Here is a 25,905-nt window from a genome sequence, read left to right as displayed (position 1 = left end):
GAAGGGATAGGACGAGTTATGGATCAGGCAATGACTTTGCGACAAGCCGCATGCATCGAGCCGGAACGACGTTCGCGGGGAATCCCCGTGATTGCGGTGACCAGCGGAAAAGGCGGCGTGGGCAAGACCAATGTGGTGGCCAATTTAGCCGTCGCATTGGCGCGACTCGGAAAGCGCGTCCTGGTCCTGGATGCCGATCTTGGACTCGGCAATCTCGACGTGCTGCTCGGATTGATCCCACGGTATACGCTGGAACATGTGTTGGCGGGAGAGAAACGCCTGTCGGACATCGCGATCACCGGTCCGAGTGGCATTCGTATTCTGCCGGCGAGTTCGGGCGTGCAGGATCTGACCCACCTAACTCAGCCGCAGCAGATTCTTCTCCAGCAAGAGTTGGATCATCTCGCATCATCAATCGATCTTTTATTGATCGACACTGGGGCGGGCATTTCCTCCAATGTCCTGTTCTTTGCCGCCGCCGCACACGAGATTCTCGTGGTGGCGTCCCCGGAACCGACGTCGATCACGGACGCTTACGCCTTGATGAAAGTCTTGTCTCATCGATACCACGAAACCCATTTTCGGCTATTGGTCAATATGGCGCGAAATCAGCGTGAAGGGCTCGACGTCTTCCGAAAAATCGGTCTCGTGGCCGATCGCTTTCTGAACATCTCCATTGACTATGTCGGTTTTATTCCCGACGACGACTATGTGTCCCTCTCGGTCTGTCGACAACGCCCGGTGATCGACCTGTATCCTCAGGCGCCCGCGAGTCTCGAGTTTCAACGATTGGCCGGCATCGTGGAACGATGGCCCGTTACACGAGCTCCAAAAGGCGGCGTTCAATTCTTATGGCAGCGGTCGGTCCTGTCATGAAGACGAGTCAGGTTCGGATTCAGAAGGAGCGCATAATGAATCAGGCGGTTGATGTGAGTGCGGACCGCGTCAAGCTACACGAGGCGGATCGAGAGCGGGTGATTCGGGAATTTGCTCCGGTGATCAAGACGATTGCTCATCGCCTGGCCTTTCGGCTGCCGGCACACTTGGATGCCGATGATCTGATGTCGGTCGGAATCATCGGATTGATGGATGCCATGACCCGCTATGATCCGACGCGCGAGGCGAAGTTCAAGACGTACGCCGAGTTTCGTATCCGCGGCGCGATGCTGGATGAGATGCGCTCGATGGATTGGATTCCCCGGTCCGTACACGACCGTCTCTCGGCGTATGAAAAAGCCAATGCGGACCTCCTCAGTAAACTCGGACGGCCCCCAACCGACGAGGAGATGGCGCGCGCTTTGAACGTCTCGGTATCCGAACTCTCCGACTATCTATCACGGGCGCAAGGGGCGGTGTTGATCAGTTTGGATGATCTGGGAGTACAAGAGACGGACGGGCGGAAAATCCTCCGTCTGCTCGTCGACACGAATCATCCGGATCCGCTGGCAACCGTCGTGACCGAACATCGTCGCGCGCAATTGACGAAAGCCATCGATCGATTGCCCAAGAAGGAACGTCTGGTGCTGATTCTGTACTACTGCGAAGAACTCACCATGAAGGAGATCGGAAAGATTCTTACTGTCACCGAATCACGCGTCTGCCAATTGCATACGAAAGCCATTCTGTCCTTGAAATCCATGCTGCACGAATCGGAATAGGCGCCTAGGTAAATTGTGCCTGCCGAGAAGAAGCTGCCTGTCGTCGTTGAAGTGCGTACAGACATGACACACAACGAGAGTCGTGGGGCGTTGATGTCTCAGCGGTTTTACTCATCATATGTGACATGCCGCGTGGCATCCGCGTTGCTTATGTTGCTGATCATGACGCACCCATATGGATGTGAGGCAAGACGATGAACAGGGGAATCTATCCCATTTTGTCGGGAGCTCTGGCTCAGGAGCGCCAGATGCAGGTGTTCTCGAATAACGTGGCCAATGTGAATACGGCGGGCTTCAAGCAGGACGAATCGTTATTTCGCTCGCTCGTGTCACGATCTTTAGGGAATGGCATTCCTGCCGGTTCATCGGAGCGGGTCTTCGTATCCTCCCAAGGCCTCAAAACGGTTTTGGAAAGCGGACGCCTCCGCAAAACCGGGAATCCGTATGACATGGCCATCCGAGGCCCCGGGTTTTTTGAAGTTAAAACGGCTCAGGGTATCCGTTATACCCGCAATGGAGTCTTTCATTTAGATGGCCACCGGAGGCTTGTGACTGAAGCAGGCGATCCGGTGATGGGGCAGCGGGGCGAAATTAAATTGGCGCCGGGAGACGTTCACATAAGTCCGGGAGGCGCCATCCAAGTGAATGGGCAAGAAGCGGCCAAGATGAAGGTCATGGAATTTCCGGACAATAAGCCGCCGCAAAAGAGCGAAAATGGCCTCTTTTCAGGAGACAATGCAAAGAGTTCCAAAGATGCCGTCATCGAAGCCGGCTATGTCGAAGAATCGAACGTGAATGCCTTGACTGAAATGGTGAAACTCATCCAAGGCATGCGTATGTATGAGTCGGCTCAGAAACTCATCCAGACGTTCGATCGGATGACGGAAATGGCCGTGCAAGACGTCGGAAAGTTAGGGTAAGAGACTGTTCAGCGCGTAAGGCTTAGGAGGTCACGATGGTTCGAGCGATGTGGACGGCAGCGACAGGCATGACGGCGCAGCAGCTCAACGTCGATACGATTGCGCATAATCTGGCGAACGTTAACACCAATGCCTTTAAACGCAGCCGCGCAGAGTTTGCGGACCTGCTCTATCAGATTCAGCGCATGCCGGGATCGAATGCATCCAATATCGGCGTCTTTCCGGTCGGCGTCCAGGTCGGCGCAGGGGTACGGCCCGTGACCGTCGCCAAGGAATGGGTACAAGGTAATCTTCGCCAAACCGGTAATGAATTGGATGTGTCGATTGACGGGCCCGGATTCTTCCAAGTGGCACGCCCAGACGGCACAATCATGTACACGCGCAACGGCTCTTTTAAACGGGACAATGTCGGCAATTTGGTCACCGGCGATGGCGATGTGCTGAATCCCGTGATTACGGTTCCATCGGGCGCGCTCAAAATCGACATCGGCCAAGACGGAACCGTCTCGGTCCTGTTACCCGGTGTCACGCAAGCCTCTCAGATCGGGCAAATTCAGCTCACCCGCTTCGATAATCCCTCGGGGTTGGTCGCCATGGGAAATAATCTATTCTTGGATAGCTTTGCGTCGGGGCCGCCGACTCAGGGCATCCCGGGATTCTCAACGGGGTTCGGCTCAATTCAGCAAGGCTTCTTGGAAAGTTCCAATGTCAACCTCGCCGAGGAAATGGTTAATATGATCATCGCGCAACGGAGTTACGAAATTAACTCCAAGGCCATCCAGGCCGCCGATGAGATGATGGCCATGGCAAATAACCTCCGACGATAACGACATGGAGAGGATGAATCGTCGATGAGTTACACCCGTTGTTTGTATCTCGCTGCCGCGCTGACGTTCTTCATGATAACCGCGGTACACGCGCATTCCCTGGTCAAGAGCGAGGGGCGTATCCGGATGCAACACGTCACGCCGCAACACGTGCAGAACGCTGTTTTGGATTATGTGCGGTCGCAAAAAGAGGAGACGGTGGCCGACGTTCAGGTGCGGCTCCTCGAGCCGGAGCAGCCCCTGTCGCTTCCTGGCGCAGCCGTCGACATCCGAGTGCTCCCAATCCCCTCAGCGGAACGGTATGGTCGGCGGGAGTTTGATGTGGCGCTGTCCACCAATGGGAAAGTCATCCACACGGCGAGGGCATCGGCGGACATTATCGCGCTCGTCGACGTGGCCGTGGCGACAAGACTCATCAAGATCGACCAAACCATCGAGGTCGATGATGTGGCGATCGCGCGGACTCCTATGACGACGGCGCCGCAACAGTATGCGATGAATCTTGATGAGGTCATCGGGAAGCGGGCAGTCAGACCGATCGCGCCGCATGTTCCCATTCACGTTTCAACGTTGGCCCAACCCTATCTAGTCCGCAAAGGCGACCGCGTCACCATCGAAGCGAAACGTGGCGGATTGCAGATCCAGACCATCGGGATCATGAAGGTCGTGGGGAAGGTGGGGCAGACGGTCACAGTCACCAATCAAGATTCCGGAAAAGATCTTCGGGCGAAAGTCATTGGACCGGGATTGGTGAGGGTAGACTTCTGAGGGCTGCGTGCTGAAAGGAATCGCCGCATATATGATCGTTGCCGAACTAGCTCTTGGCTGCAGTCATGCACCGATCAGTTCAAAGCTGGTCGTGCCGTCGCTTCCACCGCCGAAAACCGTCGGGTCCCTCTGGCAAGAAGAAAACGGTCGGGCCTATTTGTACGAGGACATGCGCGCCATGCGTGTCGGCGACATCATCACTATTAAGATTCAGGAACAACACAAAGGGTCCAAGAGCGCGGATACGACCGCACAGCGTGAGTCGACGCTGACGAATAGCGTAGATGGCGGTGCCACCGGGACGATCGGGATCCCCGGATTTCGCCTAGGCGCCGGTTTGCAACGTAGTCTTGGCGTTGACGCGAGTTCGAAAAACAAGTTTACGGGAAAAGGCGCGACCAGTCGCGCGGATACCTTGACAGGAACCCTCTCCGCTATGGTCACTGAAGTGCTGCCGAACGGGGACCTTCGAGTAGAAGGGCGGCGGGAAGTGGTGGTGAATAGTGAAAAACAGGTGATGACATTAACCGGCGTGGTGCGCCGCGTCGATGTCGATACTCGCAATACCGTGCTTTCAACCGTGATCGCGGATGCGAAGATCGAATATGCCGGCCTCGGTGTCGTGGACGACGTGCAGCGGCCTGGTTGGCTTGTTCGGATTTTGGATTGGGTGAATCCCTTCTGAGTGAACGGGAATGATGAAACCAATGAACCATGAAAAGTCTACAAATGGGTCGGCGAGCCAAGTGCAGAAGGAAAGCGAACTCACTCTTCGCGAGCGCCTGCTGAAACGCCATCCTCTGATTGCGACTGTACTTGCAATTGGGCTGATAGCGTCAGGCACTGCCGATGCGGCACGGATCAAAGATGTCGCGATGATCGAAGGAGTTCGTGAGAACCAATTGATCGGGTATGGCTTGGTCGTGGGGTTGGATCGCACGGGCGATCAGGTCATCGGTGGTCAGTTCACGGTTCAGGCGATGATGTCCATGTTGAACAAGATGGGTATCAATCTCGTCATCGATCCGATCCAGTTGCTGACGAGAAATATCGCATCCGTGATGGTCACGGCAAAGTTGCCGCCCTTCGCCAAGCCGGGTATGACGTTGGACGCGGTTGTGTCGTCGATGGCCAATGCCAAAAGTCTGCAAGGCGGCACGCTTTTGCTGACCCCGTTAAAAGCCCCCAATCAACAGGTTTTCGCGGTAGCTCAGGGACCCATCTCGATCGGAGGTTTTTTGGGTGGCACCGGAGGAGCCGGGGGGAGCACGGTTACGAAGAATCATCAAGCGGCTGGAATCGTGCCGGGTGGGGCTATCGTGGAAAAAGAAATTGCGGTGAACATTGATGCCTGGGAATCCGTGAACGTGATGTTGCGGCAGGCCGACTTTACCACTTCACTGCGCGTGAGCGAAGCGATTGATGGTGTATTTGGGGCGGGGACTGCCGTTCCGGTGAACTCCGGACAGATTCGCTCGGCAATTCCGGCCAATTTTCAAGGGAAGGTCGTGCAATATCTGGCCACATTGGAAGCCCTGGACGTGTCTGTCGATGTGCCGGCAAAGGTCGTGGTCAATGAACGGACGGGAACGGTTGTGCTCGGCGAGCATGTGCGCTTATCCACCTGTGCCATTTCCCATGGCAATCTGAGTATTTCGGTCAAGTCGACCTTAAACGTGTCCCAGCCGACCGCACCGGTTATTGGGTCGAGTGCCGGACAAACCGTCGTGACGCCGGATGTTCAGACCGAAATCAAAGAAGAGCCCTCACGTTTACTGGTCGTGGATGAGACGGTGACCCTGGGAGAAGTGGTTCAGGCGCTCAACGCAGTGGGAGTGACCCCTCGTGATCTCGTGGCGATTCTTTCGGCATTGAAGGCCGCCGGAGCGCTTCAAGCTAACCTTGAGATTATTTAGGCAATTAATTGAAACAGCTCACTTTAACTAATCTGAGTGTCGTCTAAATGGACATCAAGTCGCTACCATTATATAGCCCGATAGCGGGGATACCGGATTCCAAGGCGCAAGATGCTGAAAACGCGGCCCTCGCATTGTCGAATCACGCAGAAGTCAAACGCGATCCGGCCGAGGTTAAGAAGGCAGCCAAAGAATTTGAGGGGTATTTTATTGCTTATCTTTTGAAGGAGATGCGCAATACAGTTCACCCCGGCCTGGTCAAAAACAAGGAAGGTCAGCAGTTCTATTCCTTTTATGACCAAGAAATTGGGAGGTTAGCGGCTCAGAACGGAGGCATCGGCCTCAGCCGTATGTTGGAGCAGTCACTTGTGCGAGGGCCTCAGCCATCCGTTCAGGCGCACGAGTCGGTGCCCACTCAAGTTTCTCCTCCATTTCGCCGATAAGACGCACGAGTGGGAAAACACCATCTCGGTTTGGCCGGCAAAGAGAGGTAAATGATGCAGATCTCAGGACATGGGCGCGCTCATGAATTGGCGAGTCTCCTGCTCGGAGTGAAGGACGTCGAGCGCCCGTCTCCATCTCAAGCCAAGGCTCCTGGATCGCGACAGGATCAAGTCGATATTTCAGAACATGCGAAGGAAATGGCGCGGATTAAAGCGCTCGCCAAAGAATCAGATCCTGCCCAAGCCGAACGGGTGGAGAAGATTCGACAGGCCGTCGATGGAGGCACCTACAACGTCAGCGGTCGAACAGCAGCCGATGCGTTGATTCGACATGTCTTAACCGACGCGGTGTTGTAACACACCGGGCCTGACCAAGGTGAACTGAAATGGCGAAAACGATGCGCCAAACTGACTTGCCGGGCCGCGATCTTATTGCTCGGCTCGCAGAGACGCTAGGGGCACTTCGGCAGCGAATGCAATCGCTTGTCGATCTGCTGGCGCGTGAACGGCAAGCCATTACGGTGTTGGCGATGGATCAATTGACCTCTGTCAACCAGGCGAAGCTTCAAGTGCTCAAAGAGTTGGCCACGTACGAGGACGTGCGAAAAGACCTCATTGGACAGTTGGCGATTATCTGGAGCATTCCGGCGGAGGCGATGACGATCGGACGGATCGCTGAGTATGTCGGCGGCCCGTTTGCCAGCCAGTTGAAGGAGCAACAAGCACAGCTCAATCATCTGATCCTTGCCGCAAGAGGCAGCAATCAGGTCACCGGCTCCTTGCTCCAGAAATCGCTGGCATTTCTCCATGAAGCCGTCGGCATGATGCAGGCTTCATTTCACGTTCACCTTGCGCTCTATTCAGAGTCAGGATCGATGCAAGCCTCGGCCCCGGCAGGTGGGATGCTGGAGCGAAGGGGATAAGCATGTCAGGAATTTCGAATCTGTTCAATATTGGATCATCGGGTCTCTTTGCATTTCAGCAAGCGCTGTCGGTGACGGGCCATAATATGGCCAATGTGAACACGAAGGGGTATTCCAAGCAGGACGCTGTTCTTGCCGAGGCCTTACCGATAAACGGTCGACCCGGTCAAATCGGCACGGGCGTCCAAGTCACTGCCGTCCAACGCAATGTCGATGCGTTTATTAACAGCCAATTGCTGGCCTCTCGTCAGCAATTAGGTCAGCATGATGCCTCCAACAGCGCCTTGTCCGATATCGAACGGCTCTTTGGTGATTCGAATGATCAGAGTCTGGGAACGGACCTCAACAATCTCTTCAAGGCCTTCCAAGATGTCGCGACAGATCCTTCCAATGTCACGGCCCGTATGGTCCTCTTGTCTAAAGCCAAAACGGTGGCCGATCGCTTGAACCAGGCTGATAATACCCTCAGCATCCAACGGCAGTCGCTGGATCAGGAAATTGGCCAGACTATCAGCACAATTAACAACCTCGCGCAACAAGTAGCCGACCTCAATGACAAGATTGGTCAGGCAGAGCTATCGGGGCAACATGCCAATGACCTGCGGGATCAGCGCCAGAGGCTCATCCATGATATCGGTGAGCAGATCAACGTGACGTCTCTGGAAGATGACAGTGGTCAAGTAACGCTCTTTGTCGGTCAAGGCCAAGTACTCGTGGACAAAAACGTCACGCACCAGTTAACAGGCAGGGCGAATGCCGCAAATAGCGGCTTACTCGACGTTGACTATCAAATCACTGCCAGCGCGTCCGTGACTCTGACATCCGTTATTTCTAACGGTCGCCTGAAGGGATTGTTGGATGCTCGGGATGTCACCATTCCTGACGTTCGGACAAAGCTGGACACCTTAACTTCTAATCTGGTCACAGAGGTCAATACACAGCACCAGCTGGGAGTCGGGCTCGATGGGTCCACCGGCTTAAACTTCTTTGCCTCTACCGGCGTGACCGCCAGAACCATCTCCGTCGCCTTAACTGATGGCCGTCAGATCTCCGCTTCGGACACTGCTGCCGGTCTTCCAGGCAACAATGTGAACGCCTTGGCATTGGCTAATCTTGAGCATAAATCGATTACAGCGCTGGGCAATGCCACGCTGAACGGGTATTACCAAGCGACCGCGTCCGGCGTCGGATCCCAGGCTCAACAAGCCTCACAAGACCTCACTTCGCAACAGATGCTGCAGAATCAACTGGAGGCGCATTGGTCTGAGGTCTCAGGGGTCTCGTTGGATGAGGAATTGGTCAACATGATGACCTACCAACGAGCTTTTGAAGCCTCGTCTCGGATCGTGGTGATGGCGGATGAATTGATGCAGACCATTTTGAACCTGAAACGATAGAAAAGGCGTACCGTTCAGTCATCTGCGTTCAGCCGTAGCAAAGGGTGCAGTCATCTAGGCTGATCGCTGAAAGGTGAGCGCTATTAATATGCGTGTTACTGACCAACAGATATTCGGGCTGGTCCTCAATCAGTTTCAGTCCATCAGCCAAAAGACCCTCGAGGCGCAACAGCAGGTCTCTTCCGGGAAGCGAGTCTCGAAACCCTCCGATGACCCCGTTGCCTTCGGGCGCATTGTCCTTGGGAAGGCGGACTTGGCCCAATACGGTCAATGGCTTCGAAATATCGATAGCGGTTCGACACGGCTGGCGGCCGCCGACGGGGCGTTAGGACAGGTTGGCACAATCTTGAGTCGGCTCAAAGAACTGGCCGTCGATGCAAGGAGCGATACGAACACCGCTAATGATCGGAATGTGATTGCCAAAGAGGTGCGATCACTGCATCGGGAACTCTTACAGCTCTCGAATACCGAAATCAATGGCCAGCGGATTTTCTCCGGTACGAAGACCGATGTCGATCCGTTCGTCCTTGGAGCCGGCGATACGGTGACATATGTCGGCAACGATGAAACCCAATCGATCGCCGTCGGCCAGAACCAAACGATTCAGGTGACCCTGGCCGGGAGCCAGGTCTTTACCGGTGCAACGACCAATGTCTTCACGTCGGTCAAGGATCTGTTGGCCGCCTTGGAAACGAACAATGGGACCGGGATTGAGACAGGCATCGGCGAGCTCGATCGGGCCATTACCCAGGTATCTGACGCCAGAGGACAAGTTGGTGCTCTGGATAACCGGTTGACCACCACGAAGTCTGCGCTTCAGGGAACCGTCGATCTTGTCCAGACGGCACTCTCCCACAATCAAGATATCGATCTTGCGGAAGCCATTACGAATTTGACCCGTCAACAGACTGCGCTGGAAGCGGCCGCCCGCAGTGCTAATGCGATTTTCAACAATTCCTTGCTGAACTTCCTCAAATAAGAGTCGCATCAAGCCAGTGGAAGTGTAAGTTTCGCTAGAGTGAACGTTATGGGTCCGGAATAGAGCGAGGGCCTCGCCAGGGACGGCATGCTGGTCCTGACTCGAAAAACCACGGAAGGGATTACGATTGGCCCGAATATACGGGTCATCGTATTGGAGATAAAGGGGGGACAGGTCCGTCTCGGCATCGAAGCGCCTCATACGGTGCAGGTCCATCGCGACGAAGTCTACGCGAGAATTCTGGAGGAGAATAAGCAGGCCGCTCTCACCGACGCCACCAGGCTCCCGCCCTTGACGCAATTAAAAGACTTGGTGAAGAAAAAGGCATGATGATCCACACCACCCGCTTCGGTGAGCTCGATTGTCCGGAAGACAAAGTTCTGAAGATTCCGTCCGGCATTATCGGGTTTCCCGCTTCCACGCGCTATCTCATTCTTGATCACGATCGTGATATGCCCTTTAAGTGGATGCAATCGCTGGATCAATCAGAATTGGCCTTTGTCATTATGGATCCTGTCTGGTTTAAGCCGGATTATCGTGTGACGATTGCCGTTGATGAAATCAGTGAATTGGGACGCGTGAATGAAGGCGATCTGGTGATGTTCGTCATTCTGACGATACCCGCCGACGATCCCAGCAGCATGACCGCCAATTTGCGGGGTCCCGTCGTCGTGAATGCCGCAACTCGCACGGCCAAACAATTAATTCTTCGCGACGAGTATCCCACTCGCGCGGCCGTGCTACACCAGGAACTACGTACAATTGCGCCACCGGTACGTCGTCCAATCTCTTTAGTAGAGTGCCATCGCTGAGGCCCAGCGAAGCAAGATCGGTAACAGCTCACGGCCTTACTACCTTGGATGGTATTAAGGACGGCTGCGCTGAAAAACCCGTTGCAGGACTGCTCGCAGATCTTCACTCTTGACAGGCTTAGCGAGATAGTCGTTCATCCCCGCGGCAAGACATCGTTCTCGATCGCCCTCCAACGCGTTCGCCGTCATGGCAATGATCGGGATATGGCGAAGCCGGGGATGAGATGCTGACGGTTGAGGATTGAGGCCGGACTCCTCATTTCTTGGTCCTGAGCCGGCTTCCAGCTGTCTAATGCGGCGAGTCGCTTCAAAACCGTCCATTTCAGGCATCTGACAATCCATAAAAATGGCCGCATAGGGAATGTGTGTGATCGCGTCTACGGCTTCGAATCCGTTCCCGACGGCATCCGCCCGGTAGCCCAGTCGTTCGAGCATGCGAATCGCCACTCGCTGATTCACCGAATTGTCTTCAACGACAAGAATACGGCCCAGGTTCTGAGACGAATGACGAATGATACGGACGCCCGATTGTGAAGGGCCGTTCGATTGCCCACGATCACCACTTGCCAAGATGTTCTGGACGCACTCCGACAAGTATGATGGTCGAAGAGGCTTGCTGACGCATTCGGCTCGTCCCGCCAGTTGGCGGTGTTCTGCCGCGCCCCACTTTCCAAACGGCGTACACAGGATCAGCTGTGTGCCGGCGATGGTCTGATCGGCTTTGATACGAGCAATCAAATCGTTGCTATCGACATCCGGCAAGACCGAGTTCAGAAGGGCGAGATAGAATCCCTCGCCGCCTGCGGCCGCTGAGTGGAGTAGTTCCATGGCGAGCTGTGCCGTCGCCGCTTCCGCCACCACGGCGCCCCATGCCGTCATCTGGCGCGCCAGGAGCGTCCGCTGCCTAGCATGCCCATTGACGATCAAGACCCTCCGGTTGCAAAGCTGCGGAGGCGGTGACAGGCAACCGGGCGGTGAGGCCTGTTTAGGAAAACGGGCTGTGAACCAGAACGTACTTCCCTGTCCGGGATGAGATTCCACACCGATCTGTCCGCCCATCATATCGGCCAGGAGTCTGCAAATGGCTAAACCCAATCCGGTCCCGCCATACTTTCTCGTCGTCGAGTCATCAGCTTGAGAGAAGGGCTGGAAGAGCCGGGTGCAGGCCTCGGGCAAGATTCCGATTCCGGTGTCCGAGATGTTGAAACGAATGGTCACGCTGCCAGCTGATGAGGGCTCCGGAACGACTTCAACCGCCACCTCGCCGTGCTCTGTAAACTTAACCGCGTTACCAATGAGATTAATGAGCACTTGGCGTAGTCGACCCGGATCCCCACGAAGTGCCGTAGGCACGTCCGGGTGAATGAAGGCCGTCAGTTCCAAGTTCTTAGCCTGAACCTGTTCAGCGAGAAGACCGACCGCATCCTCGACCGCTGCACGCAGGTCGAAGTCGATAATCTCGAGGCGCAGCTTCCCGGCCTCTGTTTTGGAGAAGTCAAGAATATCGTTGATGATCTGAAGTAGGTTTTCTCCGGAATGGCGCACGGCCTCCGCGTATTCTCGTTGTTCTTGCGATAAGTCCGTGTCGAGCAGCAGCCCGGCCATGCCGATCACGCCGTTCATCGGCGTCCGTACCTCATGGCTGACGGTTGCGAGAAAAGATGATTTGGCGCGGTTAGCTTCCTCAGCTCTTCTCACGGCCTGATTCAACTCCTCGTTCTTGTGTTCTAGTGTCCTCGCGAATTCGTGGATGGCGCTCTCCGCATTTTTGATAGCCGTAATGTCGACCCCATAGCCTCGGATGTGCCCTGAGTTGGGAATAGGGCAGAATGTCCAGGAATACCATTGTCCATTGACCAGCACTTCACGGTCTTTTATCGCGCTGTGAGCTCCGATGCACTGAGATGCGATTTCGAGCACGTTTGCCGGTAACACGGCAGGGAACCCTGACGAGAGGAAGCCGGATGAGGCCAGAAGGTTCATCAGGACCGGGTTGGCATACAGGAGATTGCCTTGACCGTCCAATTCGACAATCGGGAACGGGCTTTCCTCGGGTATCGATGCGAGACGATCGTGATCGCGCTCGAGCTGTAATTCATGAGTGAGATCTCGGAAACTAAACAGCAGGCCGGTCTGCGACGGCAAATCGAAGCGGATGCATTTGTATTCGACTGATTTTAACCGGCCGCTACGATCTTGGAGGATGGCTTGTGAGGTCCACGCCGGTCTGCTGGTTTCCAGCACGTAGCTGATCGGACACAACGTCTCATCGGTGGAGGGTTCGACATAGGTACAGTCGATCAAATCGTGCAGAAAGAGGCCATCACACGAGGCGTCACTCCATCCCAGCAGGCGGGCGGCCTCGTGATTCACCGATAGAATACGTCCCTTGGCGTCGAGCACAAAGATGCCGATGGCAAGGGCATCGAACAGTGCTTTGTTGAAGGTCGTGCCGTTGAAGTCATCCTGTGGGTCGGTGATGCCGCGTCCTACGATGTCCATATCTATGCGTCTACGATGCTTCGAGAAAGGTTTCGATCCGGCATGCCTCCTGCTGAGGGTCGAGATCGCGAAGAATGGAGCGCGCGGGGCCGCCCTCATCCGATTCGGACAGGTCTATAAGTAAGGGGTCAGCATAGTGCCGCCCCTTCGCATCGGAGATAATCTTCAGAGAAGGCTTCACCGAAAGTTCCGGCCTGGTCGAGACGACGACGGCGCGCTCGCCGGTACTCAGTTCGACGAGGCTCCCGATCGGATAGACGCCCAAGCATTGGATCATGTGCTCCACCTGGGTTTTGTGGAATTGCCCCGCGAGGCCAAGCTTGTAGATCTGGCGGATTGCCTGCGCAGGCGTCATCGCGGGCTTTCCATACCGGCTGGTCACCAATGCATCGTAGACATCCACGAGTCCGACGAGTTGGCTCAACGGAGCAATCGCCTCGCCGCGCAAGCGGGACGGATAGCCCGATCCGTCATACCGTTCATGGTGTTCGTGAATGATCCGGCGTATCGTCTCCGTGATCTCACGTGAGTCGCCCAACATGCTCAGGCCAAGCGCTGGGTGCTGATGAAGCAGTGCTCGCTCAGGAGCCGACAAGGCATCTCCTTTTCGGAACAGATTGAGAGGGAGGCGCATTTCTCCAACATCATGCAAAAGTGCCCCGAAGGCGAGCTCTTCGAGAGTCTGCGCATCCACACCTTGTTCGATGCCAATGGCCATGGTCAAGACACTGACATTCACCGCATGGGAGAAAATATGCGCGTTGAAGTGCTGCAATTGTTGCAGACGGGTGATCGTCATCATAGCGGACCGGTTTTCTATCAGCCGACCGTGAATACGCGCCACCATCGTCTGCAATGCCGGACTGTCGAGGCGGACGGCCGAGGTAATTCCCTCCAAAATGCGCTGAATCGCCGCCACGGATTCGGTATGCACAAGCCGGGCGACGGCGAGTTCCTCCCGGGACGGAATGGATTTGGGACGATTCGTCGAACTAACCGCCGCCTGAAGCGGCACGGGCATTCCCGATGGCAATGCGGTAGCCTGCCGCTGACTGGTTTCCGGTGTGTGTGGATGACCGCCGGGCGTGCCGTCCTCAAGATCAACGCCCTTCGTAGGGTCAATGACGACTTGCTTAATGCCGTATCGCTTCATGAGGGCAATATCCTCCGCATTGCGGAGGATAAACCGGTGCCTGAAAAAAGGCGTCGTTAACCAGGATCGGTCCAGCCGTTCGACGAACATGCCGAGCTTCAGCGCTTCAATCGGAATAGTTCTTGTCGTGTCACTCATTGCGCACCATCTGTGACATCACCGCATCCTGCCCTTTGGTTTCAAATTCATTTCAAATGGTGTTTGCTGCCATTTGCTATTCGGACTGCGGCTCACCGCGTCATGACCACACGTACACGGCTTCAACCGTATTGCCGTTGCCTTGATACGTCAGTGTGTCACACAGTGCACGAACGAGAGCAATGCCGCGTCCGCTATGCCCTTGATTCGTGCAGACGGCTGGAAGGAGTCCATGAACATCGAATCCCGGCCCGCTGTCATGTATCTGAATGACCAGTCGTCCTCCCGTATCTTTCCGGTCATGTTCAAGCCGAATCCGCAAGTGACCATGGCGTAGTTTAGCCAATAGTCGTTCACGCCGTTCGTAGTAGTCGGAGAACCCACGCGGCGTCTTCTTCAGTGATGAGTGGAGGCCTAATAATCCATGGTCGATGGCGTTCGCGACGAGTTCGGCCAAAATGGTGAAGATCGTCTGCTTATGCTGCGCAAGGTCCTGAATATCGGTAAGCGTTCGCATGAGAGTCGGCAAAGGGTCCACGCGCTGCAAGGCATCGGCTTCGAGAGCGAGTTGAATATGCCAATTTCCGGAGGCGGTCTCGCAGTGGGGCTCTGGCGCGTGTAGATCGGTGCCCGGAGGCGAGAGAGCCGGATCGCATGTTAATTGGACCAGTGCGATATCGTCGTGCGCCGCTTGCCCGTCGCGAAATCGGGTTACTGCCTCTTGAATCCGGTCGCACAGGCGGGCGCCGCTCCGCTCCGCATGCAGAACCTCCTGTTCCAGCCGTGTTTGTCCAAACATGTCTCCGTGGGCGCTTCTGGCATCGAGCAGACCGTCGGAGTACAGAAAAATCCGATCGCCGGTCTGCACTTCAATCGTGTCGGTGCTCGCGTCGAATTGTTCATCGGTCAACAGGCTTAACGGAAGGTGTCGTGAGTGGAACCGGCGGATAATTCCCATCCCCGTTCGAATGACGAGCCCATCGGGCATCCCGCCGTTCCAGATCGTAATGCGGCGTCCTGACGGATCCCATTCGAGCAGACACGCTGCGCAAAACAGGTGTGTCGGCAGGATCTGGCGGAGCTTATGATTAATTTCCGCGGCAATGCGGCCGATGGCATACCCGCTTTGGGTCATGCTGTAAAAGGCCTCGGCGACCGGCACGGCACCGACGGCCGCCGCGAGGCCGTGACCGGTAAAATCACCGATCATCACGTGCAGGAACCCATGCGGAGTCGGCGCGGCGAGCAACACATCGCCGCTTAAGAGTTCGGCGGGTGAGAGCCGCCACGCGAGATTCGGATGATGAAGGCAGCCTTCACGAAAGATCTTTTGAAAGATGGCCCGCGCGACATCCTGTTCGCCTTCATCCTTCTTCCGGGCCGCCAGTAAGGCGTCGTTTTGCATTTTGACCACCGCATGCAATTCTCGGATGCGCGAGAGGGCTTGAAGTTTCGCGCGCAAGAGGACCTGGCTATACGGCTTCGTCAGAAAGTCGTCGCCCCCATGAGCAATGCATTTCGCGAGGCCCGCCTCGTCGCTAATGCCGGTTAGAAAGATGACCGGTACGAAGCGATCGCCGGCGCGCTGCTTGATCAACGCCGTTGCTTCATAGCCGCTCATGAGCGGCATCATGATATCCATAATGACGAGCTCCGGCTGTTCACGGTCGAAGACGCTGAGGCTTTCCTCCCCGGTAGTGGCCTCCGAGACGCAATGGCCGTCATTGCGCAGCATGGCGGACAAGACCATGCGGTTCGTCTCCGTATCGTCGACGACGAGGATGTTCATGTAAGGGTAAACAACTTTTGGAAATTCGCGATCGCGAAGATGGTCCGCACTTCGGGTTTGCAATTGAGAATGCGGATATCAGCCTTGTCGCCACCTGCATACTCGCGCAACAGGAGCAGCATGCCCAACGCCGAGCTGTCCAGATAGTCGGTCTGGCCGAGATCGATGACGTAATATCGGGTACCGGTTGTTGTGGCGTATGCAAGACGAAATTCACGTTGGATGGTGAAGTCAAAGCGACCACGGGGCGTAATCGTTAAGGTCGTTCCGTCGGATGAGACATGTGCGGCAAGCATAAAGGCTCCCAAGCCGGTCAGTATCGGCATGACCTCTTATCGGTGCGGATGCGCCTCTTCTTTAATGGATCAACGGGCTTGGCTAGCAAATGTGTTTTAAGTGCGTGCCGAACTTTTCCGATAAGGACCTATAGGCGGACAGGTCATGGGGAGCACTGACAGCTCACCACGCATCCTGCCGTGCGAAGGCTTTGGCGCCGTCTCATGATGGATACGAACAGTACTATCAGACTTCGACGTAGCCGTATGACCGCCGATATCTCATCGCCTATGCCTTGCCATGCGTAAAACTATCCCTCTTGATCAAGTGATGATCGGCATGTCGGTTGTCGGGATGGACCGGTCCTGGCTCGATACGCCGTTTTTGCGCCATCGAGTGCTGATCACGCGAACGGATCAGATCGACAAATTGAAGAAAGCGGGGGTACGGTTCGTTGAAGTCGAGTGCGAGCCATGTCCCGACCCACCGGTTGTTCCTCCTCCGATTGGTGACACTCCTGACCCTGCTGTCTCCAGCCTGATGGATGAGCCTTCAGACGGCCGGCACATCGAGCGGACGACGACATTCGAGGAAGAACTACCGATTGCGCATGAAGTCTACCGGAATGCCAAGGGGCTCGTCGAAACGGCGATGCATGACGTCCGTCTTGGTCGCGCCATCAACAGCGAAGGTGTCAGTCGCCTCGTCGCCGCCATGGTCGACAGCATCCTTCGCAACGCTGATGCCTTGGTCAGTTTGTCCAGACTGAAGAGCTTCGACGAATACACCTTCTTTCATTCCGTCAATACATCGATTTTGGCTCTCGCCCTTGGACGAAGACTTGGGTTCTCGCCTGAGGCGCTGCATCTCCTCGGGTCAGGAACCTTATTGCACGATATCGGCAAGACGAAGATCCCGTTGGATATTTTGAACAAGCCGGGACGTTTCGAGCCTCATGAGTTCGAAATTATGAAGCAGCACGCCTTACGCGGAGTGGAGGTACTCTCTGCGACCACCGGGTTCCAAGAGGAAGTCGTCCGACCCGCATTAGAGCACCATGAACGGGTTGATGGAACCGGGTATCCATTTGGGCGCAACCGATCCGAGTTGACGCCCTTCGGGCTCATCGCAAGCGTCGTGGATATTTACGATGCGATGACAAGCGACCGCTGTTATCACAAGGGCATGCCGGCTCATCGGGTGCTCCAGCACCTCTATAGCCTTGGTCAAGACGGCCATCTCGATTCCAAATTTGTGCAGCAGTTTATCCAGTGTGTCGGCGTGTATCCCGTGGGGTCATGCGTCTTATTGAATACCGGCGAGGCAGGCATCGTCAGCGAATTGCACCAGGACCAACCCGTCTCGCCGAAACTCATTCTGGTCAGAGACGCAAATCTCTGCACGATTGCACCCAAGGCCATTGACCTCAAGGAGCAGACCCCAACGCCGGCTCGCAAGATCATTGCCGTCCTGGATTCCAAGAAACTGTCCATCGACGTCGAAATGTATTTAGGGGCGCGGTGAACACATAAATGTCGAGACGACGCTCCTGTCATCCGCATGTACTTCTGCTTCCTCCCATGACCATACGCTGTGCTAACGATGAACGACGTCGATGTGCGACTCAAGATACAACACCTCTCGTCCGATATAGTCCAGACGGAGGGAACCGATGACACGACGAAAGTCCGAAGGCCAGTGTCTCAAGCTGGAAGGATCGCAAACCGTCTTTGAGGCGGCGGAGCTACACCGTCGTCTCATCGAATTGTTGCGGACACCGCCTCCCTGGCGGGTCGATTTGAGCGATGTCGACTACATCGATACGAGCTGTCTGCAACTCCTGCTGGCAGCGCGGCTGCAGAGCGATGCCGGGAAGTCATTTGAAGTCACCGGCGTGACACCGGAGGTAGACCGGCACCTCGCCCGATTAAATTGCGTTCTCTCTTGAGAACGAGAGGACTCGCCACAGTCTCGTAGTATGCCCAATCGACGACAAGGGAGCTTGTTATGTTTTGGTGGGGAATGATTCTGGGAGCCATCCTCTCGGGAGGAGGTATGTACGTCCTCCTCTACCGGCCGGCATGCGAACAGTGGCGACAGGAACGAATGGCGCACGAGATGGAGCAGCAGGCGACTTGCGAGAAACTCGAACATTGGCGTCAGGTCACAGAATGCGTGCACAAAACGCTGCCCGTCTTGGTGGCTCAGGTGCAATCCGTGATTACCGAGACCGATCAGGCCGTTATCCAACTATCGGAGCGGTTCCAGTTTATTTCGAATCAAGCGAAAGAGCAGGTGGAGGAGACGACGTCCCTCTTCGGTCGTGACTCGGTGCAGAGCGAGGCCGCGCTCAAGGATGTGGATACGATGTTGGCGGCATTTGTCCAGGAGGTGATCTCGGCGGCGAGAATCGCACAGGACGTCAGTACGGCAATGGAACAGGCATCCACGGCGACGAAATCGATTGCAGAAAGCATTACTGAAATCGATTTTATCGCCGATCAAACGCAGTTACTCGCCTTGAACGCCGCGATCGAGGCGGCTCGTGTCGGCGAGCATGGCCGCGGATTTGCCGTCGTGGCAGAAGAAGTTTCCAAACTGGCCGGCCGGTCAAGCCGTGCGGCGGTAAGCATCCAAGAACTGGTCAATGCGGTCCAAACCGCAATGACGCGAGCCATGGGGCATGTTGCACAACTCGCGCGCGTAGATGTGCCCAATAGCGAAGCGGCCCGCTCCCGGGTCAGCAGTATGACGCATGGGCTGGCGGCATCCAACCAAAACCTTCATGCGCTCATTGGGCAAGCACAGTCGAGGGGCAGTGAATTGTCGAAGACGATCGGGCAAGTGGTGATGACGATGCAGTTTCAAGATATCACCAGGCAAAAGCTTCAGCACGTCGCGAATCCCCTAGAGTTGATGGGGGGCGCCTTCAACGACCTGCTGAATGGAGGCGTCAGCGAGGAGATCGTCAAGGAACTTCAAAAGCTGGAAACAAGTTATACGATGGAAAGCGAACGAGAATTGGCCAGGTCCGTCCTCACGGGAGAGGTGGGGGCTGTGCTCGTGGGAACCGGCACAGCCGATGCCGAAGACAACGTCACGCTCTTTTAGCTCGACAGGATCAGGTGGAGGAGGGTCAGGATGTCGAAAACAGTCTTGATAGTGGACGACAGTGCCACGATGCGTCAGATGGTGAATTTTACGTTAACGGGAGCCGGCTTCACGGTGGTCGAGGCCGGGGACGGAGCGGACGCCGTAAAGAAACTCACCGCGGGAACCAAGCCTCATCTGGTCATTACAGATCTGAATATGCCGAATATGGACGGGATCTCTTTGATTAAAGAAATCAGAAAAATGGGAACCTTGAAATTCACGCCGATTCTCATGCTCACCACCGAATCGACGGATGATAAGAAAAAAGAAGGTCAAGCTGCTGGCGCGACCGGCTGGATCGTCAAGCCGTTTAATCCGGAGCAGATGCTGAAGGTCATTGCAAAAGTACTCCCAAGCTAGCAGGTCCAGCCAAGGGGTAACCATGAAAATCGATCTCTCGCGATTTCAAGCGGCCTTTTTCGAAGAGTCCGCGGAACATCTGACGACGATGGAAGAAGGTCTCCTCCAACTGGAGCGTCGGCCTGACGATCTCGACCTGATCAATCGCATCTTTCGCGCCGCGCATTCGATCAAAGGCAATAGCGGCATGTTTCAACTCACCGCCATCACCGAGTTCACGCATCTTCTGGAGAATCTGCTCGATCAACTCCGCACCGGCAAGCGATATCTCACAAAGCCCGTCATCGATCTGCTCCTCGAATCAACCGACGGCCTGAAGCATTTGATCGAGACAGCTAAAACGGGCGAGGCGCATGACCAGAACCGTATCGCGGCTCTTCAGCAACGACTGACAGGCGGGGCCGAACACCACGAGGTGGCCCATGCGGTTCCCGTTCACATCGATCAGGCGCCGCTTCGTCGCGTCACCATCGAGTGGACTCCGGGCCCGACGTTGTTTCAACGCGGACTGGACCCGGTGCAGATCGTCAAGGAACTTGAGCCGCTGGGTCGCGTGCAGACGATCCTGCGCGGGCTCCAGGGCCTCCCTTCTCTTGTCGATCTGGACCCTGAGCGCTGCTATCTCGCCTGGACGTTCATTCTGGACACGGCGGCATCCGATCAGGCGATCGCCGATGTGTTCGAATTCGTGCGCGAGGACAGTCAGATGACGATAGAGACCCGTCCCTCTAGTCCTTGTTCATCTGCTTCTTGCGGCTCTTTCGATGTGTCTCTTCCCGACTCAAAAGATTCTCCGGCTCTATCCCATGCAACGAGCGACCCTCCGGGCGCCACAGGCGTCGGCGCGACGAGCACGGTGCCGAAAAAAAGTGATGCCGGGTCAATTCGTGTCGACACCGAGAAAATCGACAAGTTGATCAATTTGGTCGGGGAACTGGTGATCACGCAATCGATGCTCTCCCAACTGGGCAATCATTTCGAAAGCCAGGACTTGCCGGTGCTCCAGGAACGCCTGGCCCAACTGGAGCGCAACACTCGCGAGATCCAAGAACGCGTCATGTCGATTCGTATGTTGCCCGTCGCCATGGTGTTCAACAAATTCCCACGCGTCGTACGGGATCTTGCGGCCAAGAGCGGCAAAGACATCCAACTGGTGTTGACAGGGGAAGAAACCGAACTCGATAAGACGGTCATCGAATCGATCGGGGATCCGTTGACGCACTTGATTCGCAATGCCGCGGATCATGCGCTGGAGCCCCCGGACGAACGGATCGCGTTGGGAAAGCCCGCCCAAGGCACGGTTCGATTGAGCGCCTATCAAGAAGGCGGCAACATCTACATCAGCGTACAAGACGACGGCCGGGGACTGAATCGAGACAAGATTGTGGCCAAGGCGCGGGCCGGTGGAATCATCGGGCCCGACGAACAGCTTTCCGATGACCAGGTCTGGCTGCTCATTTTTCGCGCGGGCTTTAGCACCGCGGACCAGGTCACGGAAGTCTCAGGACGCGGCGTTGGAATGGACGTCGTGCGGCGGAACATCGAAGCGCTGGGAGGGACCATCGCCATCAAAACGGCGGCGGGACAGGGAACAACCTTTCTTCTCAAGCTGCCATTGACCCTCGCGATCGTTGAAGGCATGGCGGTGCGGGTCGGGTCGGAGACGTATCTGGTGCCGCTCCTCTCGATTATTGAATCGCTTCAACCACCGGCCGGGGCCGTCAAAACGATAGTCGGCAAAGGACAGGTGATCAACGTGCGAGGGGTGTACATCCCCATCGTGCGATTGTACGAGGCGTTCCATCTTGAGGCCGACCATTCCGATCCCATGGATGCGATTCTCATTATTGTCGAAACCGAGAGCGAGCGGGTCGCCCTCATGGTGGATGAATTATTGGGACAGCAGCAGGTGGTCATTAAAAATCTTGAGCAGAATTTTCATAAAGTCGATGGGATTGCCGGGGCGACGATTCTAGGCGATGGTACCGTCGGCTTCATTGTGGATGTCCGCGGCATGCTCGCTCTGTCACGCGGTGTGCCGGTCGCGGCCTAAGAGAAAGGAAACAGCGGATGAAAGTAGATGACGGCGGCAGCTCGAGAAACGTGTCGAAAACACTGTCGGAAGCCAATCAATACCTGACGTTCATGTTGGGGGATGAATTGTATGGCGTCGACATCCTCCGCGTGCAAGAAATCAAGGGCTATCAAAAATGCACGCCCATTCCCAATACGCCGGTCTTCATCAAAGGGGTGCTCAACTTGCGCGGCACCATCGTTCCGATCGTCGATCTTCGCGCCAAATTCAACCTGCCTCCCGTCGAGGCGACGATGTTCACCGTCGTGATCGTCGTCGTGGTCAAGGACCGTATCATGGGACTGATTGTCGACGCCGTTTCCGAGGTGATGGACATCGCCAGCGCAGATATTCAACCGCCTCCCATGTTGGGCACCAATGTCGACGTGAGCTTTATCAGCGGCCTGGGTCGATGCGGCGAACGACTCATTACGATTCTCAATATTGATCACGTACTCTCTCTGGAAGAATTGCTGCACGTCGGATCGACCTCCGAAGAAATCGAAACCGTGCAGGCCTGAAAGCGCTTCGCATGCTTACTTTATAAAGGAGGATGGGTGTCATGGTGAATTGGCGGAACTTAACAATCGGCACGAAAGTCATGGGCGTAACCGTGCTGACGGTGGGCGTGCTGCTCGGGGCCGGGGCCTACTTCCTGGGCCAAAAGATGCAGGAAGACCTTGTCGAATTACTCACCGGTCGAGCCCAAGTCATTCAGAAGCAGGTCGAGGTGACGCGAGCCTATATTTCCAGCCAGTACGTCGCCAAGGCCAAAGAGAATGGCTTCCAAATTACCACCGATCATTCGACGCCCAAATCGGTCCCGTTGCCGGCAACCGCCATCCGGGAAATTTCGGAAGAACTCGCCAAGGACGGGATTTATAGCGCGCGAATGATTAGTCGCAAGCCGCTCAATCCCAATAACAGCGCGAAGGATTCATTTGAAGAAGAAGCGCTGAAAGCTTTGGAGGCGGGCAAGGATGAACTGGTTCGCGTGGAACCTGTCGGCGGCAAGCTCATGTTCCGCCGCGCCACCGTCGATCGCGCATCGACTCAGGCGTGCGTTGGCTGCCATGCAGGCACGCAACTCAATCAAATGGTCGGCGCACTCATGCTCACCATTCCCATGGAGAAGCCCATGGAGCGGGTGAACGGCAATGTTCGCATGCTCTACGCGGGTATCGGAGGAGTGGCGGCGGTGCTCCTCGGCGTCCTGTTTGTCCTTGTTCGCAAGCAGGTCATTGCGCCGGCTGAGGCGTTACGCGCGGTGGCGGAACGTGCGAAGGAAGGCGACTTATCGGTGCGCGTCGATATCCATAGTCAGGACGAGATCGGGAAGACGGGCGATGCGTTCAACCAAATGTTCACGCGTGTGGCCGAAGTCCTCAATCAAGTCAAGGCCGGTGCCTCGACGGTGAGCACGGGCGCGGCCCAGATTAGTATGGGCAATGCCGACCTGTCCCAGCGCACATCGCAGCAAGCGTCGGCCCTACAAGAAACCAGCTCGGCCATGGAGGAAATGACCTCCACGGTGAAGCAGAACGCCGACAATTCGAAGCAGGCGAACCAGCTGGCCATCTCGGCGCGGCAGACGGCCGAAAAAGGCAGCAAGGTTACGACCGAAGCCGTGACTGCGATGGGTGAAATTAACCGTAGCAGTAAGAAGATATCAGATATTATTAATGTAATAGATGAGATAGCCTTTCAGACGAATTTGTTGGCCCTCAATGCCGCAGTAGAAGCCGCGCGTGCAGGGGAGCAGGGCCGCGGGTTTGCTGTAGTTGCCGGGGAAGTGCGTAATCTCGCCCAACGGTCGGCCACTGCGGCCAAGGAGATCAAGACGCTGATCCAGGAAAGCGTTCAGCGCGTGCAGGACGGGACGGAGCTCGTGAATCAATCCGGAAAAGTTCTGGACGAGATCGTCACGTCGGTCAAGCGTGTCTCCGATATTGTCGGGGAAATTACCGCGGCCAGCCAAGAGCAGGCGACGGGAATCGATCAGGTCAACAAAGCCATTCTCGAGATGGACAAGACCACGCAACAGAACGCTGCGCTGGTGGAAGAAGCGACGGCTGCCAGCGAATCGATGAAGAAACAGTCCGAATACCTTCTGGAGCAAGTGCAGTTTTTCCAGTTGGAGGCCCCGAAAAGTTTGGGTAACCAAACGTCGAAGGCTGCTGCCACCGCGCCTTCTGTCAAGACGGCGACAGCTGCCTCGTCGCCATCCGTTCATGCAGCGGCTAAAACTTCGGACAGCAACCCTGACTCGCTCGCGACTGTGGGAGCCGGAAAAGGCGCGGAGCGCAATGGGCATGGCAAACTGACGCCCAGTGCCGAGCAATTCGAGGAGTTTTAAAACCTGAGGCCGCGCTCCGGCGGGTGCTTTCACCGCCGGAGCGCCGACCATTTCGGTGCGCCTCATGATCTGACATCGAAAGATAAGGCCCGCCATGGCACTTGAAGATACACTGACGGGACCGGTCTTCGACCGTTTTCGAGCCCTTGTCTATACGAAGGCCGGTATTGCGCTGGGTTCATCGAAGAAGTCTCTGCTGGTCTCTCGCCTCGCCAAACGCGCGAAAGAGCGCGGCTGCCAGAATTTTCAAGAATATTACGACGTCGTCACCCAGACGGGAGGAGGAGAAGAATTCCTGCAGATGCTTGATTGCATGACGACCAACAAAACGGATTTCTTCCGGGAACCTGTTCATTTCACCTTTCTGCGCGACGTTGTGCTCCCTTCCGTCCGAACCGAACGACGGCTGAACGTCTGGTCGGCGGCCTGTTCCTCCGGCGAAGAACCGTATTCTATCGCCATGACGATTACGGAAACGATTGATCAGGTCGATCGATGGGATTGGCGGATTCTCGCATCCGATATCTCCACCCGTGTGCTGGCGCAGGCCAAGACCGGCAAGTATGAGATGGAGCGCGTTGAGCGATTGCCGCCGGAGGCCCTGCATCGCCATTTCCTGAAGGGAACCGGCTGTGCGAAGGGAACCGTCAAAGTGAAACCTGCGCTGACCGATCACATCGCGTTTCGACGGATTAACCTGATGGATGAGGTGTACCCCATCAAGACGCAGCTTGACGTCATCTTCTGTCGCAATGTGATGATTTATTTTGATCGGCCGACACAAGAGTCCCTCCTAAAAAAGTTTTTTCGCTATCTGAAGGTTGGTGGGCATCTCTTTGTCGGGCATTCTGAATCTCTCCAATGGGTGCCGAATCCCTTTACCTATGTGGCGCCTACTATCTATCGAAAAGGCTGATGGTGGGAGAGGGCGATGAGTTTGCCCATATTCAACGCAAGCGCGATGATCGCTTTGGGCATGATGTGGCCATCCTGCTACCCGGAGATTATTGTGCCAGCCGAGAGCCGATGGTGATGTATACAATGCTCGGCTCCTGTGTTTCGGCGTGCATTCGCGATCCGCTCGCCGGTATTGGCGGAATGAATCACTTTTTGCTTCCAGAGCCCGGGCATCCCCCGTGTGAGACGGATGTAGGCTCGCCTTCTCGGTATGGATGCTATGCCATGGAGCAGCTGATCGAGTGGCTGATTCGGCATGGTGGATCACGTGACCGCTTGGAGGTCAAGCTCTTTGGCGGAGCGCGCCTGCACGAAAGGATGAGCGATGTGGGCCGGCGAAACATCGAGTGGATCCTGGAATTTTGTGAGCGGTCTCATTTGAAGCCGCTAATATCCGATCTAGGGCGTACCCATGCTCGCGGCATTTACTATTTCACGCGGAGCGGACGGGTATTGCTTCGGCGGGTGCGACCGGAAGGTCAGACGGGGAGCCTGCCATAAGGA

General features: G+C 55.8%; 27 protein-coding genes. 23 read left to right on the top strand and 4 right to left on the bottom strand.

The features are described from left to right. Nucleotides 1-18: 18 nt before the first annotated feature. The 14 genes from ACWHYZ_RS14970 (at nucleotide 19) to fliW (ending at nucleotide 10,643) form a co-directional block, all read left to right on the top strand. On the top strand, nucleotides 19-876 hold the full coding sequence (locus tag ACWHYZ_RS14970) for a MinD/ParA family protein (RefSeq protein WP_447983481.1): 858 nt from the start codon (nucleotides 19-21) through the stop codon (nucleotides 874-876). A 35-nt stretch (nucleotides 877-911) separates the two neighbouring features. After that, entirely contained in the window at nucleotides 912-1,658 is a 747-nt protein-coding gene (locus ACWHYZ_RS14965) for a FliA/WhiG family RNA polymerase sigma factor (protein ID WP_447983480.1), read from the top strand. Nucleotides 1,659-1,852: 194 nt separating this feature from the next. Further along, entirely contained in the window at nucleotides 1,853-2,578 is a 726-nt protein-coding gene (locus tag ACWHYZ_RS14960; protein ID WP_447983479.1) for a flagellar hook-basal body protein, read from the top strand. Between the two features lie 35 nt (nucleotides 2,579-2,613). Next, nucleotides 2,614-3,405, top strand: coding sequence for a flagellar basal-body rod protein FlgG (flgG, locus tag ACWHYZ_RS14955; protein WP_447983478.1), 792 nt, complete (start codon nucleotides 2,614-2,616; stop codon nucleotides 3,403-3,405). A 24-nt stretch (nucleotides 3,406-3,429) separates the two neighbouring features. Continuing rightward, the gene (gene flgA / locus ACWHYZ_RS14950) at nucleotides 3,430-4,173 is read left to right on the top strand and encodes a flagellar basal body P-ring formation chaperone FlgA (protein ID WP_447983477.1); all 744 of its coding nucleotides are present in this window, start codon (nucleotides 3,430-3,432) and stop codon (nucleotides 4,171-4,173) included. Nucleotides 4,174-4,180: 7 nt separating this feature from the next. Next, complete coding sequence (locus ACWHYZ_RS14945) at nucleotides 4,181-4,858, top strand: flagellar basal body L-ring protein FlgH (protein ID WP_447983476.1); 678 nt, start codon at nucleotides 4,181-4,183, stop codon at nucleotides 4,856-4,858. A 22-nt stretch (nucleotides 4,859-4,880) separates the two neighbouring features. Beyond that, a complete protein-coding gene (locus ACWHYZ_RS14940; protein ID WP_447983475.1) occupies nucleotides 4,881-6,089 on the top strand; it encodes a flagellar basal body P-ring protein FlgI in 1,209 nt (402 codons plus the stop codon). A 47-nt stretch (nucleotides 6,090-6,136) separates the two neighbouring features. After that, nucleotides 6,137-6,532 (top strand): rod-binding protein, encoded by a 396-nt coding sequence (locus ACWHYZ_RS14935; protein WP_447983474.1) that lies wholly within the window; start codon nucleotides 6,137-6,139, stop codon nucleotides 6,530-6,532. Nucleotides 6,533-6,583: 51 nt separating this feature from the next. Beyond that, nucleotides 6,584-6,889, top strand: a complete 306-nt coding sequence (gene flgM / locus ACWHYZ_RS14930; protein WP_447983473.1) for a flagellar biosynthesis anti-sigma factor FlgM — start codon at nucleotides 6,584-6,586, stop codon at nucleotides 6,887-6,889. A 29-nt stretch (nucleotides 6,890-6,918) separates the two neighbouring features. Further along, nucleotides 6,919-7,455, top strand: coding sequence for a flagellar protein FlgN (locus ACWHYZ_RS14925; RefSeq protein WP_447983472.1), 537 nt, complete (start codon nucleotides 6,919-6,921; stop codon nucleotides 7,453-7,455). Nucleotides 7,456-7,457: 2 nt separating this feature from the next. After that, nucleotides 7,458-8,852: a flagellar hook-associated protein FlgK gene (flgK, locus tag ACWHYZ_RS14920; protein WP_447983471.1), complete on the top strand. Its 1,395-nt coding sequence runs from the start codon at nucleotides 7,458-7,460 to the stop codon at nucleotides 8,850-8,852. A gap of 88 nt (nucleotides 8,853-8,940) precedes the next feature. After that, nucleotides 8,941-9,831, top strand: coding sequence for a flagellar hook-associated protein FlgL (flgL, locus tag ACWHYZ_RS14915; RefSeq protein ID WP_447983470.1), 891 nt, complete (start codon nucleotides 8,941-8,943; stop codon nucleotides 9,829-9,831). Nucleotides 9,832-9,918: 87 nt separating this feature from the next. Beyond that, on the top strand, nucleotides 9,919-10,161 hold the full coding sequence (csrA, locus tag ACWHYZ_RS14910; protein ID WP_447983469.1) for a carbon storage regulator CsrA: 243 nt from the start codon (nucleotides 9,919-9,921) through the stop codon (nucleotides 10,159-10,161). Beyond that, the gene (gene fliW / locus ACWHYZ_RS14905) at nucleotides 10,158-10,643 is read left to right on the top strand and encodes a flagellar assembly protein FliW (protein WP_447983468.1); all 486 of its coding nucleotides are present in this window, start codon (nucleotides 10,158-10,160) and stop codon (nucleotides 10,641-10,643) included. The genes csrA and fliW overlap by 4 nt, the downstream gene beginning before the upstream one ends. 54 nt (nucleotides 10,644-10,697) lie before the next feature. On the opposite strand, the gene ACWHYZ_RS14900 is transcribed toward fliW, so the two are convergent. From ACWHYZ_RS14900 to ACWHYZ_RS14885, 4 genes are all read right to left on the bottom strand, one after another. Then, on the bottom strand, nucleotides 10,698-13,145 hold the full coding sequence (locus ACWHYZ_RS14900) for a response regulator (RefSeq protein WP_447983467.1): 2,448 nt from the start codon (nucleotides 13,143-13,145) through the stop codon (nucleotides 10,698-10,700). Between the two features lie 10 nt (nucleotides 13,146-13,155). Continuing rightward, nucleotides 13,156-14,436 carry an HD-GYP domain-containing protein gene (locus ACWHYZ_RS14895; protein ID WP_447983466.1) on the bottom strand — a complete coding sequence of 427 codons (1,281 nt, stop codon included), beginning with the start codon at nucleotides 14,434-14,436 and terminating at the stop codon, nucleotides 13,156-13,158. 100 nt (nucleotides 14,437-14,536) lie between these two features. Further along, nucleotides 14,537-16,225, bottom strand: coding sequence for an ATP-binding SpoIIE family protein phosphatase (locus ACWHYZ_RS14890; RefSeq protein ID WP_447983465.1), 1,689 nt, complete (start codon nucleotides 16,223-16,225; stop codon nucleotides 14,537-14,539). Then, nucleotides 16,222-16,551, bottom strand: a complete 330-nt coding sequence (locus tag ACWHYZ_RS14885) for an STAS domain-containing protein (protein ID WP_447983464.1) — start codon at nucleotides 16,549-16,551, stop codon at nucleotides 16,222-16,224. Before ACWHYZ_RS14885 ends, ACWHYZ_RS14890 begins: the two co-directional genes overlap by 4 nt. Nucleotides 16,552-16,801: 250 nt before the next feature. Here ACWHYZ_RS14885 and ACWHYZ_RS14880 point away from each other — a divergent pair, with 250 nt between their 5' ends. From ACWHYZ_RS14880 to ACWHYZ_RS14840, 9 genes are all read left to right on the top strand, one after another. Continuing rightward, nucleotides 16,802-18,025 (top strand): HD-GYP domain-containing protein, encoded by a 1,224-nt coding sequence (locus ACWHYZ_RS14880; protein WP_447983463.1) that lies wholly within the window; start codon nucleotides 16,802-16,804, stop codon nucleotides 18,023-18,025. Between the two features lie 148 nt (nucleotides 18,026-18,173). Next, on the top strand, nucleotides 18,174-18,449 hold the full coding sequence (locus ACWHYZ_RS14875) for an STAS domain-containing protein (protein WP_447983462.1): 276 nt from the start codon (nucleotides 18,174-18,176) through the stop codon (nucleotides 18,447-18,449). 59 nt (nucleotides 18,450-18,508) lie between these two features. Then, a complete protein-coding gene (locus ACWHYZ_RS14870) occupies nucleotides 18,509-19,612 on the top strand; it encodes a methyl-accepting chemotaxis protein (RefSeq protein WP_447983461.1) in 1,104 nt (367 codons plus the stop codon). 30 nt (nucleotides 19,613-19,642) lie between these two features. Beyond that, the gene (locus ACWHYZ_RS14865) at nucleotides 19,643-20,014 is read left to right on the top strand and encodes a response regulator (protein ID WP_447983460.1); all 372 of its coding nucleotides are present in this window, start codon (nucleotides 19,643-19,645) and stop codon (nucleotides 20,012-20,014) included. A gap of 22 nt (nucleotides 20,015-20,036) precedes the next feature. Continuing rightward, nucleotides 20,037-22,067, top strand: coding sequence for a chemotaxis protein CheA (locus ACWHYZ_RS14860; RefSeq protein WP_447983459.1), 2,031 nt, complete (start codon nucleotides 20,037-20,039; stop codon nucleotides 22,065-22,067). Nucleotides 22,068-22,084: 17 nt separating this feature from the next. After that, entirely contained in the window at nucleotides 22,085-22,609 is a 525-nt protein-coding gene (locus ACWHYZ_RS14855; RefSeq protein WP_447983458.1) for a chemotaxis protein CheW, read from the top strand. A gap of 41 nt (nucleotides 22,610-22,650) precedes the next feature. Beyond that, complete coding sequence (locus ACWHYZ_RS14850) at nucleotides 22,651-24,444, top strand: methyl-accepting chemotaxis protein (protein WP_447983457.1); 1,794 nt, start codon at nucleotides 22,651-22,653, stop codon at nucleotides 24,442-24,444. 94 nt (nucleotides 24,445-24,538) lie between these two features. Beyond that, nucleotides 24,539-25,360, top strand: a complete 822-nt coding sequence (locus tag ACWHYZ_RS14845) for a CheR family methyltransferase (protein WP_447983456.1) — start codon at nucleotides 24,539-24,541, stop codon at nucleotides 25,358-25,360. Then, nucleotides 25,360-25,902, top strand: coding sequence for a chemoreceptor glutamine deamidase CheD (locus ACWHYZ_RS14840; protein ID WP_447983455.1), 543 nt, complete (start codon nucleotides 25,360-25,362; stop codon nucleotides 25,900-25,902). The genes ACWHYZ_RS14845 and ACWHYZ_RS14840 overlap by 1 nt, the downstream gene beginning before the upstream one ends. Nucleotides 25,903-25,905: the final 3 nt, after the last annotated feature.

The organism is Nitrospira sp. Nam74 (assembly GCF_965152615.1).
Note: the sequence above shows the minus strand (reverse complement) of the source record. Positions and strands in the feature narration are given on the sequence as shown.

Coding starts and splice junctions, on each gene's coding strand:
- ACWHYZ_RS14970 (WP_447983481.1), top strand. CDS start 19: ATGGATCAGGCAATGACTTTGCGACAAGCCGCATGCATCGAGCCGGAA.
- ACWHYZ_RS14965 (WP_447983480.1), top strand. CDS start 912: ATGAATCAGGCGGTTGATGTGAGTGCGGACCGCGTCAAGCTACACGAG.
- ACWHYZ_RS14960 (WP_447983479.1), top strand. CDS start 1,853: ATGAACAGGGGAATCTATCCCATTTTGTCGGGAGCTCTGGCTCAGGAG.
- flgG (WP_447983478.1), top strand. CDS start 2,614: ATGGTTCGAGCGATGTGGACGGCAGCGACAGGCATGACGGCGCAGCAG.
- flgA (WP_447983477.1), top strand. CDS start 3,430: ATGAGTTACACCCGTTGTTTGTATCTCGCTGCCGCGCTGACGTTCTTC.
- ACWHYZ_RS14940 (WP_447983475.1), top strand. CDS start 4,881: ATGAACCATGAAAAGTCTACAAATGGGTCGGCGAGCCAAGTGCAGAAG.
- ACWHYZ_RS14935 (WP_447983474.1), top strand. CDS start 6,137: ATGGACATCAAGTCGCTACCATTATATAGCCCGATAGCGGGGATACCG.
- flgM (WP_447983473.1), top strand. CDS start 6,584: ATGATGCAGATCTCAGGACATGGGCGCGCTCATGAATTGGCGAGTCTC.
- ACWHYZ_RS14925 (WP_447983472.1), top strand. CDS start 6,919: ATGGCGAAAACGATGCGCCAAACTGACTTGCCGGGCCGCGATCTTATT.
- flgK (WP_447983471.1), top strand. CDS start 7,458: ATGTCAGGAATTTCGAATCTGTTCAATATTGGATCATCGGGTCTCTTT.
- flgL (WP_447983470.1), top strand. CDS start 8,941: ATGCGTGTTACTGACCAACAGATATTCGGGCTGGTCCTCAATCAGTTT.
- csrA (WP_447983469.1), top strand. CDS start 9,919: ATGCTGGTCCTGACTCGAAAAACCACGGAAGGGATTACGATTGGCCCG.
- fliW (WP_447983468.1), top strand. CDS start 10,158: ATGATGATCCACACCACCCGCTTCGGTGAGCTCGATTGTCCGGAAGAC.
- ACWHYZ_RS14900 (WP_447983467.1), bottom strand. CDS start 13,145: ATGGACATCGTAGGACGCGGCATCACCGACCCACAGGATGACTTCAAC.
- ACWHYZ_RS14895 (WP_447983466.1), bottom strand. CDS start 14,436: ATGAGTGACACGACAAGAACTATTCCGATTGAAGCGCTGAAGCTCGGC.
- ACWHYZ_RS14890 (WP_447983465.1), bottom strand. CDS start 16,225: ATGAACATCCTCGTCGTCGACGATACGGAGACGAACCGCATGGTCTTG.
- ACWHYZ_RS14885 (WP_447983464.1), bottom strand. CDS start 16,551: ATGCCGATACTGACCGGCTTGGGAGCCTTTATGCTTGCCGCACATGTC.
- ACWHYZ_RS14880 (WP_447983463.1), top strand. CDS start 16,802: ATGCGTAAAACTATCCCTCTTGATCAAGTGATGATCGGCATGTCGGTT.
- ACWHYZ_RS14875 (WP_447983462.1), top strand. CDS start 18,174: ATGACACGACGAAAGTCCGAAGGCCAGTGTCTCAAGCTGGAAGGATCG.
- ACWHYZ_RS14870 (WP_447983461.1), top strand. CDS start 18,509: ATGTTTTGGTGGGGAATGATTCTGGGAGCCATCCTCTCGGGAGGAGGT.
- ACWHYZ_RS14865 (WP_447983460.1), top strand. CDS start 19,643: ATGTCGAAAACAGTCTTGATAGTGGACGACAGTGCCACGATGCGTCAG.
- ACWHYZ_RS14860 (WP_447983459.1), top strand. CDS start 20,037: ATGAAAATCGATCTCTCGCGATTTCAAGCGGCCTTTTTCGAAGAGTCC.
- ACWHYZ_RS14855 (WP_447983458.1), top strand. CDS start 22,085: ATGAAAGTAGATGACGGCGGCAGCTCGAGAAACGTGTCGAAAACACTG.
- ACWHYZ_RS14850 (WP_447983457.1), top strand. CDS start 22,651: ATGGTGAATTGGCGGAACTTAACAATCGGCACGAAAGTCATGGGCGTA.
- ACWHYZ_RS14845 (WP_447983456.1), top strand. CDS start 24,539: ATGGCACTTGAAGATACACTGACGGGACCGGTCTTCGACCGTTTTCGA.
- ACWHYZ_RS14840 (WP_447983455.1), top strand. CDS start 25,360: ATGGTGGGAGAGGGCGATGAGTTTGCCCATATTCAACGCAAGCGCGAT.